This is a genomic window from Desemzia sp. FAM 23990, from assembly GCF_045528485.1.
In the GTDB taxonomy this organism is placed as follows: Bacteria; Bacillota; Bacilli; order Lactobacillales; family Carnobacteriaceae; genus Desemzia.
On the sequence record NZ_JBGQQW010000040.1, the window covers coordinates 1 to 14,003 of the forward strand.

The window sequence follows — 14,003 nt, forward strand, 5'->3', positions numbered from 1 at the left end:
ATGTGCAGCCACATACTGAATGTGTTCTTTCACTGAATTTCGACCTTGTAATTTTGCTAATTCTTCATACTTTGGAAATACAGTTCTTTGCAAACCAACCATCACTTTTTTATCAATTAAGTCATACTGATTAATTAGTAGTTGTTTTAACAACAACTTTGTATACGGACTTTGCATAGCTAGCCCTAATAATTGGTTTTCGTTCTCTTCTTTAGTTTGTTGATGTTTTTGAGAAATAGGATCATTTAATTTATACTCCATTGGAGCTAGAGTTGTTTTTTTCTTCTCAATATAAAATTTTATTCCTACGATTGATCGTCCTTCTTTTATTTTGTCGTAAGTAACTGTAAAATGAGTATTTTTATTAATTTCTTCAATTGGCTTTTTTAATATCTTTTTGTCAAAATTACTGAATAACTCGTATTCTTTTATCGTATTTGTTAATCTTCTTAACTCTTGAATCTCAACATACGGGTTTTTAAGTTGTTCTAATTGTTCTTCCCTGCGTTGACCATTTTCATTGTACTTTTCATACTGATTGTAATACATAGAGAACCACTTATATAATATAATACTGTACTTACTATTCAATTCCATAATATCTGTAATGAGATATTGCGTGAAATTTGATTTTAAATTAATTAAATAAGGCATAATATCTTCTGTAAATTTAATTGAAACTGAGTCATTATAATCATTCCAACTACTTCTTGAAATAGGGGAAATAATTGAATACTCAAATTTCCCATCTTTTTCTTGAACTTCCTGAACTTCAAAAATAGCTTGTTCATGTAGGTTTCTTAAAGCGTTTTTAAAACGAGTGTGTTTACTGCTGCTTGCTACATCAAAAAAAGAAAATAATGTTTCTTTTGATAGGTAAACCGTATTATCTTGTGGAATATTTTCTGTATCTAAACAAGAGACCGCTAATTCAAAAATTTTGAGTGGTATTTTATCCATTTTAGCTACACTGGTGATTAAATCATTGTGTTCCACTGCTTTTTGATTTTCTAAGTCACTTATATGTAATACTTTTGGTGATAATATTTCATTATTCATAAATGTAGATACAACTCCTTTTACTTATGTTTAGAGGAAAAAGCTAAGGAAAAATAAAAACTTCTCTGTGCTTTTATTTGATTGTACAAAAATGTGAGTACTTTATCAACCGAAAAGTATTCACGTACATCGCTTTTGGTACTTAAATACATCGCTTTTAGTACTCATATACATCGCTTTTGGTACTTATTTAAACGTTTAATCACTTGGTACAACAACCTTTTTTTCCACACAAAAGGTTTAAAAGACAAAATATATAAGATAAATATAAATACTACTCGTTTATTTTAGTAAAAAATAAAATAAACAACCTCTCAATCACTATATCGTTTTTTAATAGACAAAATGCCGTCTTTAGTCAGACAAAAAGACCTTTAAAGAATAATGAAAAACCCGTTAGCAAAAGTCTATGTCTCGACTTACGCTCGACTGATCGAACCGTTGTATGCAATAGAAGCTAAATAAACAGGCCTATTTTTAATTTTAGAGTAAAAACCTACAAAAGGACCTTTAGACAAATTAAAGTGTTTATAAGGGCTTTTTATAGGCTTTAAATGGAAGTTAACTCCCTATTTCTCTTAAATAATTCAAGTCCATTTAGGTTATCCATTATGTAATGAGAATCTTCTTTTTTACCAGACGTTAAAGTAATTGAGCAGCCACATAAGCGCCACCACAACGATACCGGTAGGTACACTGGCATATAAATTGGTTAAAACTGTTCTAAAGGTTAGTCTTTGATTGGTTCGCTTGATTTCAGCGTTTAACTGGTTAAAGACTTGGTCCATCGTTTTGGTTATGGTCTGGTTGATCTCGCTTAACTGTTGGTTGTTCTGACTCATTTCGCTCTGAATCTTCGCGATTTCGGTCTTGTTTTGCTCTAAAAGGTCGTTCAAGATCGTTTTCAGGCGTTTCAAGGATTCGATTGACTGCTTTTGAGCTGTCTCGTTGAAGTCGGTTTGTGTAGTCTCTAAGTTGGTTAAGCTGCTGTTGAAGCTGTTCAGGACGGAGTTCGTCACTTCTTGAATCTCTTGTAAATTGTTCTCCAGATTGGCTTTCTCCAAGCTTTTCTGTTGCAGCGTCGCTCCGCTGTAATTCCGGATCTCGGTCAATACTTGAATCAGTTGCTGCAGGTCTTGGCTCATTGTTTCCGGATTGTCCGGTTGCGAAATCTCTGTCTTTTGTTGGTTCAATGTGTCTTTCAAAGCCATTAAAAATCGTCTCCTTTTCATAATCACTGCCTAACTTGCTCGCTCTCACCTTTTTATTGGCGTTTAAATGGGTGTAGGTGATCGTTTTTCCTCTCAGTTTAACATCTACCCCTTTTTTATTTAAAAGCTCTGAAAAGCTCTTAAAATCGCTTGTACGACTCACTGAATAATCGACAGCTTCTCTTATTTCGTCTTTCCAGCTGATTTTTCCTTTTTCCAGTAACGACTTTTCCGCTGTAGTATAACGAACTTTAGCGGGTTCTTCGGGAATCGTTAAGCCATGCTCAAGACAAATCTGATCGTTCATATCTTTAACTTCTTGAATGGCTTTTTGTCCATGCGCTTGAAATTTTAAACCAGTATCCATATTGACGCTATTAATCACTAAATGATTATGAATATGATCTTTATCGGTATGCGTATAAATGGCTACTTGGTGACCGTCAGCGACTTTTTCGGCTAATTGATAACCTAATGCATTGGCTTGCTCCGGAGTGACCTCACCGGGCTTAAATGACTGAATCAAGGTATGCGCTTGGACTTTATCGTCCTTGCCATAAATCATACGGGTAGCTTTCATTTGGGTTTTCGCGTAATTGACGTCGCAATTGAAGCCGCTTTTGACCGTTGAGCGCGGTTCAGCGTAGTTAATGCAGCGTGAACAACTGGTGCTGCGCGCTAATTTAATTGTTGCCATATCTGATTCAGCTCCTTTTGCATCTTTTGCAATTCAGCCGTTAGGTTGACGGCTAAATTCGAATCTAATTCGGTTGCGTTCGTTGCTCGTGCCATCTGATTGACATTGTTCCCAATCGCACGTAATTGCTTGGCAATCTCCACGGCTCCTGGTCGGTCAATTTTCGGCGTGACGAGCTTAGCCTCTTGTGCCTTGCTTTTTACAAAAGCCGGCACACTCATTTGAAAAATTTCAGCGGAGCGCTTCAACTTTTCAAATTCGGATTCGCTCACTCGAAAGCTAATTTGTTTCGGCTCTTTTCGCTTCGGTTTGGCCTCCGCAAAAGGGGCCTCAAAAATCTCTCGTTCGCTCACTAGTCCCACCCCCTGTTTTTCTTCTCTGTCGTTCAGAAAGAAGCATAACACTAATGCGCACTTGGCTGTTAGTGTTATGCTTCTTTAAGGGGTTTGGCAAGCTCTATGTTTGCTAGCCACTTCGTGGCGCAAACGACCTTGTTGGGGGACGCGCTGCTCCCCCAATCCCCCTGTAAAACTGGTCAAAACGTGTCCGTTTTGAGCCAGAAAAAGAGACTAGAAATGTGTCCATTTCGGTCTCTTTTTCTGGCAAGATCAATCTGTTTTTTTCGTCGTTGGCGTCGGAAAAAAATGGCTCTTTATGCACTGTATGCACTGTCTTTTTTCGGTAGTTGGTCCGAAAAAAGACAAGCTCATTACATAAAAAAAAGATAGAAAATCACTTTTTTAAAGTGGATTTCTATCTTTCATAGTGCGTCCAAGCCGACCAAATAATGACTTCTTTGGCGTCATTATCCACCGAATAAACGACCCGGTGCTGAATATTTAAACGGCGTGAATACTTATCTTTTAAATTTCCGACTAATTTCTCATAAGGCGGGGGATTTTGGAACGGATTCTCCTTTAAAACTTCCATGAGATTTTTAAATTTTTGCTCTAAATGAGCCCCTTTTAAATGTTTCAGGTCTTTTGTAGCTGATTTTGCTAATTTTACAGAGTATCCCAATCGATATCCTCCAATGCAACAAACTCATTTTCTTGTTCACGCTGGTGGATCACATCTGCTACGCCAGCAGATTGAAGGTATAATGTTTCTTGAATTGCGTCCCAGTCTTTTTTACTGACCATAACTGCTTCACTTTCTTCGTTTTTGCCAGAGATATAAATGGGTTCGTTAGTTTTGTTGACGTCTTTCAATAGTTGATAAAAGACTTTTCTAGCTTGGCTAGGGTTTACGATAGACATAAGCTATTCCTCCCTTTAACATCTTTTTTACTATTGTAACGTACTTGTTTAAGTACGTCAAAGATGTTGTGAATACAGGAAATTGCTTATAATAGTGTATTGGAATTAAGGTAGATTGACAAAAGAGTGATCAAATAGGTATACTTCATTCAAATAATCGTTTGAATGTGAGGTGAGATGAATGGAAAACGTTTGCCAAGTGACTATCGTACATAAAGAAAAAGTAACTGTAATAAAAAATAAATTGGATCAAAAAGATTTTTCAAATTTACTTGTGTTAGGTAAATGTTTCAGCGATTCTTCTAGAATTAAAATTTTCTATGCTTTAGAAACCTATAAGGAAATGTGTGTCTGTGATTTAGCAGAAATACTTACTGCTAGCGTTGCTACAACGTCACACCATTTACGTTTTTTAAAAAAACATGGAATGGCAAAATCACGTCAAGATGGAAAAGTAGTTTATTACTCTTTAGCGAATGAAGACATCCTTTCCGCTATTCATGTTTTTTTAAAGTTATCAGAAAATCTATCTATGAAATCTTAGTTTGGAGGAAGTTATTTTGTTACAAAGTATTTTTTCAGCTATCGCTGTTTATATTTCTACCAGCATTGATTATTTGTTTATCTTGCTCATTATCTTTTCTCAAAGTCACACACAAAAAGGTATTCGACACATTTTTTGGGGTCAATATCTTGGAACAGGCATTTTGGTAGCTGTAAGTTTGTTTGCTGCTTATGTGCTGAATTTTATTCCGCAAGATTGGATCATTGGACTTCTTGGATTAATTCCAATTTATTTAGGTATCCGTGTCGCTGTGATAGGCGAAGAGGAGGAAGAAGAAGAGGAAGTCGTTGAAAAACTAGAATCTAGAGGAACCAGTCGGTTATTCTGGACTGTCGCCTTAATAACCATTGCGTCAGGTGGAGACAATTTAGGGATTTATATTCCCTACTTTACTTCGTTAGCTTTTTCAGAAATTTTAATTGCCTTAGTAGTATTCGTTATTTCGATTGCGATTCTTTGCTTTATCAGTTATAAGTTGGCAAAAATTTCCTTTGTTTCCGAAACGTTAGAAAAGTATGAACGAATCATTGTCCCAATCGTGTTTATTGGATTAGGAATCTTTATCTTGGTAGAGAACGGGACGATACAAACGCTACTAGGTTTTTAAAAAAATCATAATCACGAAAGATAAAAAGAGAGGCAGCGATTTGTTTAGTCGCTGCCTTTTTTGCTTTTCAAATGACGAAGTGTTTTTTAGCGTAGGACTGACTATCTTATGTGTTGTGGGAGTATCCCTTTTCAAGCTCTTCTTTGCTTGTAGTTATTTCTATTGTGATATGATTCTCTACGCTTGATTTGTGTGCGACTTCTGCAATTACTTCTTTTATTTCCCTAGCCTTGTCTATGTCTGAAGGGTCTATAAGAACCGTGACGATAAGGGCGTTTTCTTCCCCGTCCAGTGACCAAATGTGAAAATGTGAGAGGTCTTTTACAGCAGGAATGTTATTGATTGAATCAGCAAGTTTTTCTACGTTTACATTTTCAGGCGAACCATTCAATAAAATTTTCATTGTGGTGAAAAATTCAGGAACGGTTTTGTAGAGGATATAGAGTGCAATCAAAATCGATAAGATAGGATCCAGACGATATGCCTCGGTAAAGTTCATTAGAATACTCACAATCAAGACTCCAATCCACCCTAATACGTCTTCCAGCATATGGAGTTTCAACATACCCTCATTTTTGGATGTGCCTTTGCTTAAAATCCAAGCAGCATATCCATTCAATGCAATAGCTACGAGAGAAAGCCAGAACATGCCACTATAATTTACGGGTTGTGGGTCAAGCAAACGCGGCACACTACGATAGATCATAAAGAACGAGCCACTAATTAGCACAACGCCAGTTATCAGCGCGCCCAGTAAAGAAAATCGGTTATAGCCAAAGGTGAACCGTTCATCTTGTTTTTTCTCTGAATAACCTTGAAAAAACCAAGCGAATCCAATTGAAATAGAGTCCCCTAAATCATGAACTGCGTCAGACATAATAGACACACTATTGAAAAGAAACCCAAAGAAAAATTCACTTATGGAGAAAATAAAATTTATGAAGAAAGCAATTTTAATATTTTTTTCGGTTGATCCTGATGCGAGTGATTATGGTCTTTATCTGATTTTGACATTTTAAAAACCTCCTAAGTTTGTATGCTACATAACTAATTGGTTTTATTTTTCTAATTCATTGACATGAGTTAAGACTTGTTCGAGAATACTAAAAACATGAAGGTCATCTAAACTGTAAAGCATACTTTTTCCTTCTCTTCTTGATTTTACTAAGCGTGCGTCTTTCAACGTTTTTAATTGATGAGAAATAGCGGACTGTTCCATGTCCAGAGAAATAGCTATATTTCCAACACTACACTCTTTTTTCTGTAAAAGAAAGAGAACCGACAATCGTGTAGGATCACTAATCACCTTAAATAGTTTGCTTATTGACAGAATAGATTCTTTATCGATTGGAGAAGTTGTTTTTATATCCATAGTGTTTTTATTCCTTTCATATGACCTTTCGTTCATATCTATATTACCATATGAGCGAAACAATGCTAATCTTTTGTTTATAAAAGAGAAGTTGCGTTCTCTTTATCTTGACAAAACGTATATAGCGATATAAAGTGAGAACATAAACATATGATTGGTTAGTCATATGCAAAGTGGATTCATTACGATTTACTTTTGGAATAGACGAAAGGATCCAGAAATAGCGGAAATTTTGTGATTCAAGAAGTAAATGATGGAAAACAAAGGACTTATAAATTATATAGGGAGGCAATATAAATGGAAACTGTCCAAAAACAACAGTCTCAAGAAAAGCATAATCATAATCACAACCACGGTCACGATCATGGGAAAATGCCAGTCGTTTTGTACTTTGTTGGTTTAGCATTAGCCATAATTGCGTTATTTCTAGATGGAGAAAATAGTTTATTACAAAATAGTTTGTTTTCAATTGCTTCGATTAGTGCGGGCTACCATGTTATTCTTCTTGAAGGAATTGGAGAAACGATTGAGAATACAAAATCTAAAAAGAGATTTACGCCTAACTCCCATATCTTAATGGGATTAGCTGCATTGGGGGCCTCACTGATCGGTAATTTCTGGGAAGGAACATTGCTGATTCTCATTTTCTCTGGGGCGCATTTTTTAGAAGATTATGCTGAAGGTAGAAGCAAACGAGAAATCACAAAATTACTTGAAATGAATCCGACGACTGCAAGATTAATCATGTCTGACGGAAATACAAAGATTGTTGATGTCAATGAACTAAAAGTAGGGGACCAACTCCAGGTACTGAACGGAGATCAAGTACCTATTGACGGAGTCATTTTAACTGGGAATACCTCCATTGACGAATCTTCTATCAATGGAGAAAGTATCCCTAAAGAAAAATCTAAAGGAGACGGGGTTTTTGGGAGTACGATTAATGGAACGGGTAGTTTCACAATGGAAGTCACAAAAGAAAATAAAGATACTGTCTTTTCAAAGATTTTACAATTAGTTAATCAAAATCAAAATAATCAAACGAAAGCTGCCAGTATTATCCAAAAGTTTGAACCGAAATATGTGACAGTTGTTTTAATTGCGATTCCACTCTTCATATTACTCACACCTTTGATGTTAGATTGGACTTGGTCACAAAGTATTTATAGAGGATTAGTTCTTTTAGTCGCAGCTTCTCCATGTGCTTTAGCAGCAGCTACCGTATCTGTAACATTATCAGCAACCTCTAATCTAGCCAAAAGAGGCGTGCTTTCAAAAGGAAGTTCTTATTTGTCGCAATTAGCCGATATTCAAGCCATTGCCTTTGATAAGACGGGAACCTTAACGAAAGGAAAACCAGAAGTAACCAATTATTATTTTGCTGATAGCGTAAACGAAGAAAAGATGATTGATATCGTAGTGGCTCTTGAAAAAGAATCTAATCATCCCTTAGCAGATGCCATTCTAAGAAAATTTGAACAAAAAAATAAATTAGATATGGAAGTAGAAAATCAAATTGGTAAAGGATTGACAGGAGATTACAAAGGTAAAAACTATCGTATAGGTAAGCCAACTTCTTTTTCAAATGTTGCAGATAAATACATTCGCCTAAATGATGAGTGGGCTTCAGAAGGTAAGACAGTCGTATACGTATCAGAAGAGGAAAAAGTTGTAGGACTTATTGCCCTTATGGACATTCCTAGTGAAAATGCAAAAGAAACGATTGAGTACTTCAAAAAACAAGGTATACACACTACCCTAATTACTGGAGACTCAGAAATGACGGGAAAAGCAGTTGCTAAACAATTAGGAATAGATGAAGTAATTGCGAATGTCATGCCGGAAGACAAATCACGTATTATAGACGAGCAAAAAGAAAAATATGGTGTAACAGCAATGGTGGGCGATGGTGTAAACGATGCACCCGCGCTTGTGAATGCTGATGTGGGAATCGCTATGGGTGACGGAACCGACGTTGCGGTAGAGGTATCTGACCTGGTTTTAATGAAAAATGATTTATTAAAATTAGTCCAATCCCATAATATTTCTTCTAAAATGAATCGTGTCATTTGGCAAAACATTATTTTTTCTATGGCTGTTGTCGCCTTTTTAGTTATAGCTAGTTTATTGGGTTTAACCGATATAGCGATTAGTGTCATTATCCACGAAGGAAGTACTTTGGTTGTTATACTAAACGGACTTCGATTGCTACGGTCTACCTAATCAACTGATAGTTAATATTAATGGGTATAAGAAAAAATCGATTAAATAATGAAGGTAGGGGATAAACGTGAAAAGAGTTGTCTTTGTGCGCCATGGTCAAAGCGAATGGAACGCGTTGAATCAATTTACTGGTTGGGTGGACGTTGATCTTACGAAGTTAGGGCTGAAAGAAGCTCACGAAGCGGGACTTAAAATCAAAAGAGCTGGATTAGAGTTTGATTTAGCCTTTACTTCTGTTTTGAAACGAGCCATTAAAACTTGTCACATTATCTTAGAGGATTCCGATCAACTCTGGGTACCTGAAATCAAAACCTGGCGTTTGAACGAGCGCCATTATGGAGCTTTGCAAGGACTCAACAAGGAAGCGACTGCTGAGAAATTTGGTATTCAGCAAGTTCAGATTTGGCGTCGATCCTACGATACGCTGCCTCCACTAGCAAAACCAGAGGATCCTAATTCTGCTTTAAATGATCGACGTTATGCCCATTTACAAAAACGGAGTATCCCAATGGGTGAGAACTTGAAAATTACGTTGGCCAGGGTTATTCCCTTTTGGGAAGATGAAATTGCACCGGCAATTCTAGATCAGAAAACCGTCTTAGTAGTTGCCCATGGTAATTCCATTCGAGCGTTAGCGAAATATATGGAAAATATACCTGAGGATAAAATCATGGAACTAGAGATACCGACAGGACAACCACTTGTTTATGAATTAAATGAGGGATTAGAAGTTATTAGAAAATATTATCTTTAAGTCAGAGAGCTCGTCATAGGAAGAAATTTCTGGTTCTGTTGCAAAGTTTTAAATCTACTATCAAATAAGGTAGAATAATAGAAAAAGATAGCAGGAGGAATGACGATGAATCATTTTAAAGGAAAGCAATTTCAGCAGGATGTGATTATTGTAGCCGTGGGCTACTATCTTCGTTATAACCTTAGCTATCGTGAAGTTCAAGAAATCTTATATGATCGTGACATTAACGTTTCTCATACGACGATTTATCGTTGGGTGCAAGAATATGGCAAACTACTCTATCAAATTTGGAAAAAGAAAAATAAAAAATCCTTTTATTCATGGAAAATGGATGAAACGTACATCAAAATTAAAGGAAAATGGCATTATTTGTATCGAGCCATCGATGCAGATGGTTTAACCTTGGATATTTGGTTACGTAAAAAACGGGACACACAAGCAGCCTATGCTTTTCTTAAGCGGTTAGTGAAGCAGTTTGATGAACCGAAGGTTGTAGTCACAGATAAAGCCCCCTCTATTACAAGTGCCTTTAAGAAACTAAAAGAATACGGCTTTTATCAAGGGACAGAACATCGTACCATTAAATACCTGAATAATTTGATTGAACAAGACCATCGTCCAGTAAAGAGACGCAATAAATTCTATCGAAGTTTACGCACTGCCTCTACCACGATTAAAGGCATGGAAGCCATTCGAGGATTATATAAGAAAACCCGAAAAGAAGGCACTCTCTTCGGGTTTTCGGTCTGTACTGAAATCAAGGTATTATTGGGAATCCCAGCTTAAATCATAGATACCGTAAGGGATTTTATTCTTTATTTAAAACTTTGCAACAGAACCCAATTAATGGAACAGGTAGCTTCACGATGAAAGTCACCAAAGAAAACGAAGATACAGTATTTTCAAAAATTTTACAATTAGTGAACCAGAACCAAGATAACCAAACAAAAGCTGCGAGTATTATCCAAAAATTTGAACCCAAATACGTCACAGTTGTTTTAATTGCCATTCCGTTATTCATGTTATTGGCACCTTTTCTACTTGATTGGACATGGTCACAAAGTGTCTATAGAGGATTAGTCCTTTTAGTTGCAGCTTCACCGTGTGCTTTAGCAGCAGCTACTGTCTCGGCAACGCTATCGACGACTTCTAATTTAGCCAAAAAAGGAGTCCTTTCAAAAGGTAGTTCTTACCTGTCTCAATTAGCCGATATTAAAGCAATTGCATTTGATAAGACGGGCACCTTGACCAAAGGAAAACCTGAAGTAACCAATTATTATTTTGCTGATTCCGTGAACGAAGAAAACATGATTGATATCGTAGTAGCTCTTGAAAAAGAATCCAATCACCCTTTAGCAGATGCTATTCTAAGAAAGTTTGAGCAAAAAAACAAACTAACTATTGATGTAGAAAACCAGATTGGTAAAGGATTGACAGGAGATTACAAAGGGAGAAATTATCGTATAGGAAAACCGACTTCGTTTGATGATGTTTCAGATGAGTATAGTCGTTTAAATAATGAATGGGCTTCAGAAGGTAAGACAATCGTGTACGTAGCAGTAGATGAAGAGGTTCTAGGCCTTATTGCCCTCATGGACATTCCAAGTGAACATGCAAAAGAAACCATTGAGTATTTCAGAAAACAAGGTATACACACCACATTAATTACTGGTGACTCAGAAATGACGGGAAAAGCGGTTGCTAAACAATTGGGAATAGATGAAGTGATTGCAAATGTCATGCCGGAAGACAAATCCAGAATAATAGACGAACAAAAAGAAAAATACGGTGTGACCGCCATGGTTGGAGACGGTGTAAATGATGCTCCTGCTCTTGTTAATGCAGATGTGGGAATCGCTATGGGAGATGGGACTGATGTGGCAGTAGAGGTATCTGATTTAGTTTTAATGCAAAACAATTTATCTAAATTGGTACAATCTCATAATACTTCTTCGAAAATGAACCGTGTTATTTGGCAGAATATTATTTTTTCAATGGCCGTTGTTGTTTTTTTAATTGTCGTTAGTTTCTTGGGCTTAACGGATATTGCCATCAGTGTCATTATTCATGAAGGAAGTACTTTGGTTGTTATTTTGAATGGACTTCGATTGCTAAGGGCAGTCTAAAGAATGATTGCACACCTTCAAATTAATCGAGTAATAGAGATAATTAAGGATTACACTACATTTTTTGTCTCTATTACTTATTTATATTTATCTAGATGTTCAAACTCAAAATGATATGTCAACCACACTCTTGTGGCGTAACTTGAATACAAGATACATGAAATTGGATAAAAACGTGTATCGCGAATCCTATTCCAATAGGGTTCTTTTTTTGTATCGCTCTCTAACACATGATTATATGGTATACTAAACAAAATCATGTATCACTTTTGTGAGAGGAGAGGGCTTTTAAATGAGTTACAACGTCCAACCATTACGGACTCAACAAGAAATAAACGACTTTTTATTCTGTTTAAGAAGAAATAAAAACGCAGATCGGGATGTTTTTCTGTTTTTGATCGGCATTAATAGCGGTTTGCGCATGTCCGATATCGTTAAATTAAAGAAACAAGACCTGATTTCCTCCAAAAATCCCCGTATTGTCGAAAAGAAAACGGGTAAGACTCGTATTTTGTATTTGAGTAGTCTGCAGGACTTGATTCAAGACTATACAAAAGACTTAGCACCAGAGGATTATTTGTTTCCTAGCACCAAAGGTGGGCATGTAGAAGTCAATACGGTCTATCAAATGTTTCAAAAGGTCGCTAAGCTGTTAGGAAGAGACGATATTGGCACGCACACGCTGCGCAAGACGTTTGGTTACCACTATTACAAGAAAACCAAAGACGTGGCGACACTGATGGAAATATTCGGCCATAGCAGCGAAAAAATTACGAAACGCTATATTGGGATTAATGAAGATGAAATCAGTGAGACTTTATTAAATTTTAGACTCGGTTTTTAAATCTATATTTACTAAGAAGACAGTATTTAAAGTCAGAAGTTATTGTGGGTGTTCCCCAATTGAAAATTTATCTGCTAATGAATAATTTTATTGTTCATTAGCGTTAGTCCCAATTGATTAGTCGTGATATAATCAATTGAAAAAATGGAGGTGTTTTTATGTCAACTATTTATACTACAAACGAATGGAATGGATATGGGAAACAAAATTATTATTGGAATGAATATCGACTAGAAGGTAATTCGATAGTTAAATATAAATGTAATAGACATAAGTTTTTTGATGGAAACGAGAATAATTGGGAAGAAAGTGAAACAGAAGTAGAAAGTTGGAATATCAATGATTCTAATTTACCTAATTGGTTAAGAGAATACATATGAAAGTTCAAATAAATAGTTAATTAATGATCAGGTAACTTAAATTCTTAGGTGACATAATCGCGGTTAAGCAAAATAACCCTGACATAAATTAATACGTCAAGGTTACTTTACTATTTACTTTAAACTACTGCCTTTTTTTGAAAAGACGGCTTAAAAACCCTTTTTTTTCAAAATCATCGGTAATGTCTTCAAAATTATCATTAAATAGAGGATTACTAGTTGAACGTATCGAATCTTCTGTAGTTTCATTAGATAATTGAAGCTGCAATTGTTCAATATGTTTATTTGTTTGAAGTGATAATTGTTGCTGCTGATCAAGTAACTTTTGCATAGTTTGTATTTGTTTATCTTTTTCTGCCAGTTGTTTATCTTTTATCTTTAATTGTTCGTTAAGTATTTTCTCAACTTCATAATTATTAATAGTTTTTCTATCGCTTTTTGGGTTGTTTTCGCGATTATCTTCTCTAGTTTGGTTACTATCAAGGTTACTAGAGTTACTGGTAACTCTAGTAACCTTTTTCCTCACAAAATTTGATACATCAGCATTTAAGTAAATGGTATTACTTTTTTTAGTTACCGATAAGGTTGGTGGTAACTTTTCTAAATGTTTACGAATTGCCTGTTTGGATACTCCTAATTCGTCTGCTAACTCTTTTATCGTCATATCAGCCATGTTATTCACCCCTATAGACGTTGTTTATTTTTACAGTTGCAAGATAATGCTCTATAGAAGATTTTAAATATTTTACAATATTTTCTTTTTTGGAAGAAGGTATTTTATGTGCAGCCACATACTGAATGTGTTCTTTCACTGAATTTCGACCTTGTAATTTTGCTAATTCTTCATACTTTGGAAATACAGTTCTTTGCAAACCAACCATCACTTTTTTATCAATTAAGTCATAC

At 35.7% G+C, this 14,003-nt stretch carries 15 protein-coding genes and 2 pseudogenes; 8 read left to right on the forward strand and 9 right to left on the reverse strand.

Features of this window, described 5'->3' with window-relative positions; all coding sequences use genetic code 11:
- The 5 genes from ACEN4I_RS12870 to ACEN4I_RS12890 all read right to left on the reverse strand — a co-directional run.
- Window positions 1–1,059 (reverse strand): RepB family plasmid replication initiator protein (locus ACEN4I_RS12870; RefSeq protein WP_407127835.1); only part of this gene is annotated, 1,059 nt, incomplete at its 3' end.
- A 771-nt stretch (window positions 1,060–1,830) separates the two neighbouring features.
- A complete protein-coding gene (locus tag ACEN4I_RS12875) occupies window positions 1,831–2,967 on the reverse strand; it encodes a relaxase/mobilization nuclease domain-containing protein (protein ID WP_220727477.1) in 1,137 nt (378 codons plus the stop codon).
- Window positions 2,949–3,320 (reverse strand): MobC family plasmid mobilization relaxosome protein, encoded by a 372-nt coding sequence (locus tag ACEN4I_RS12880; RefSeq protein ID WP_138473091.1) that lies wholly within the window; start codon window positions 3,318–3,320, stop codon window positions 2,949–2,951. The genes ACEN4I_RS12875 and ACEN4I_RS12880 overlap by 19 nt, the downstream gene beginning before the upstream one ends.
- 400 nt (window positions 3,321–3,720) lie before the next feature.
- Window positions 3,721–3,987, reverse strand: coding sequence for a Txe/YoeB family addiction module toxin (locus ACEN4I_RS12885; protein WP_087059235.1), 267 nt, complete (start codon window positions 3,985–3,987; stop codon window positions 3,721–3,723).
- Window positions 3,972–4,226: a type II toxin-antitoxin system Phd/YefM family antitoxin gene (locus tag ACEN4I_RS12890; RefSeq protein ID WP_010620828.1), complete on the reverse strand. Its 255-nt coding sequence runs from the start codon at window positions 4,224–4,226 to the stop codon at window positions 3,972–3,974. The genes ACEN4I_RS12885 and ACEN4I_RS12890 overlap by 16 nt, the downstream gene beginning before the upstream one ends.
- Window positions 4,227–4,407: 181 nt before the next feature.
- Here ACEN4I_RS12890 and ACEN4I_RS12895 point away from each other — a divergent pair, with 181 nt between their 5' ends.
- Window positions 4,408–4,770 (forward strand): metalloregulator ArsR/SmtB family transcription factor, encoded by a 363-nt coding sequence (locus ACEN4I_RS12895; protein ID WP_087059233.1) that lies wholly within the window; start codon window positions 4,408–4,410, stop codon window positions 4,768–4,770.
- Between the two features lie 16 nt (window positions 4,771–4,786).
- Window positions 4,787–5,398, forward strand: a complete 612-nt coding sequence (locus ACEN4I_RS12900; RefSeq protein ID WP_034536057.1) for a CadD family cadmium resistance transporter — start codon at window positions 4,787–4,789, stop codon at window positions 5,396–5,398.
- A gap of 106 nt (window positions 5,399–5,504) precedes the next feature.
- Here ACEN4I_RS12900 and ACEN4I_RS12905 read toward each other — a convergent pair whose 3' ends face one another.
- Window positions 5,505–6,356 carry a cation diffusion facilitator family transporter gene (locus ACEN4I_RS12905; protein WP_308633327.1) on the reverse strand — a complete coding sequence of 284 codons (852 nt, stop codon included), beginning with the start codon at window positions 6,354–6,356 and terminating at the stop codon, window positions 5,505–5,507.
- 99 nt (window positions 6,357–6,455) lie between these two features.
- A complete protein-coding gene (locus ACEN4I_RS12910; protein ID WP_034536054.1) occupies window positions 6,456–6,770 on the reverse strand; it encodes a helix-turn-helix transcriptional regulator in 315 nt (104 codons plus the stop codon).
- Window positions 6,771–7,067: 297 nt separating this feature from the next.
- On the opposite strand from ACEN4I_RS12910, the gene ACEN4I_RS12915 reads away from it, so the two are divergent.
- From ACEN4I_RS12915 to ACEN4I_RS12940, 6 genes and pseudogenes are all read left to right on the forward strand, one after another.
- Window positions 7,068–8,993, forward strand: coding sequence for a heavy metal translocating P-type ATPase (locus ACEN4I_RS12915; protein WP_087059230.1), 1,926 nt, complete (start codon window positions 7,068–7,070; stop codon window positions 8,991–8,993).
- A gap of 67 nt (window positions 8,994–9,060) precedes the next feature.
- Complete coding sequence (gpmA, locus tag ACEN4I_RS12920) at window positions 9,061–9,747, forward strand: 2,3-diphosphoglycerate-dependent phosphoglycerate mutase (RefSeq protein WP_087059228.1); 687 nt, start codon at window positions 9,061–9,063, stop codon at window positions 9,745–9,747.
- Between the two features lie 105 nt (window positions 9,748–9,852).
- Complete coding sequence (locus ACEN4I_RS12925) at window positions 9,853–10,533, forward strand: IS6-like element IS1216 family transposase (protein WP_002325565.1); 681 nt, start codon at window positions 9,853–9,855, stop codon at window positions 10,531–10,533.
- 56 nt (window positions 10,534–10,589) lie between these two features.
- A pseudogene (locus ACEN4I_RS12930) lies at window positions 10,590–11,873 on the forward strand (heavy metal translocating P-type ATPase); the annotation flags it as partial.
- Between the two features lie 292 nt (window positions 11,874–12,165).
- The gene (locus ACEN4I_RS12935) at window positions 12,166–12,717 is read left to right on the forward strand and encodes a tyrosine-type recombinase/integrase (protein WP_035019978.1); all 552 of its coding nucleotides are present in this window, start codon (window positions 12,166–12,168) and stop codon (window positions 12,715–12,717) included.
- A 158-nt stretch (window positions 12,718–12,875) separates the two neighbouring features.
- A complete protein-coding gene (locus ACEN4I_RS12940; RefSeq protein ID WP_022797248.1) occupies window positions 12,876–13,097 on the forward strand; it encodes a hypothetical protein in 222 nt (73 codons plus the stop codon).
- A gap of 124 nt (window positions 13,098–13,221) precedes the next feature.
- Here the strand turns inward: ACEN4I_RS12940 and ACEN4I_RS12945 are convergent, their stop codons facing one another.
- A complete protein-coding gene (locus ACEN4I_RS12945) occupies window positions 13,222–13,770 on the reverse strand; it encodes a DUF536 domain-containing protein (protein WP_086950116.1) in 549 nt (182 codons plus the stop codon).
- 1 nt (window position 13,771) lies between these two features.
- Window positions 13,772–14,003, reverse strand: a pseudogene (locus tag ACEN4I_RS12950) (RepB protein); the annotation flags it as partial.

Coding starts and splice junctions, on each gene's coding strand:
- ACEN4I_RS12875 (WP_220727477.1), bottom strand. CDS start 2,967: ATGGCAACAATTAAATTAGCGCGCAGCACCAGTTGTTCACGCTGCATT.
- ACEN4I_RS12945 (WP_086950116.1), bottom strand. CDS start 13,770: ATGGCTGATATGACGATAAAAGAGTTAGCAGACGAATTAGGAGTATCC.
- ACEN4I_RS12895 (WP_087059233.1), top strand. CDS start 4,408: ATGGAAAACGTTTGCCAAGTGACTATCGTACATAAAGAAAAAGTAACT.
- ACEN4I_RS12940 (WP_022797248.1), top strand. CDS start 12,876: ATGTCAACTATTTATACTACAAACGAATGGAATGGATATGGGAAACAA.
- ACEN4I_RS12890 (WP_010620828.1), bottom strand. CDS start 4,226: ATGTCTATCGTAAACCCTAGCCAAGCTAGAAAAGTCTTTTATCAACTA.
- ACEN4I_RS12910 (WP_034536054.1), bottom strand. CDS start 6,770: ATGGATATAAAAACAACTTCTCCAATCGATAAAGAATCTATTCTGTCA.
- ACEN4I_RS12915 (WP_087059230.1), top strand. CDS start 7,068: ATGGAAACTGTCCAAAAACAACAGTCTCAAGAAAAGCATAATCATAAT.
- ACEN4I_RS12935 (WP_035019978.1), top strand. CDS start 12,166: ATGAGTTACAACGTCCAACCATTACGGACTCAACAAGAAATAAACGAC.
- ACEN4I_RS12925 (WP_002325565.1), top strand. CDS start 9,853: ATGAATCATTTTAAAGGAAAGCAATTTCAGCAGGATGTGATTATTGTA.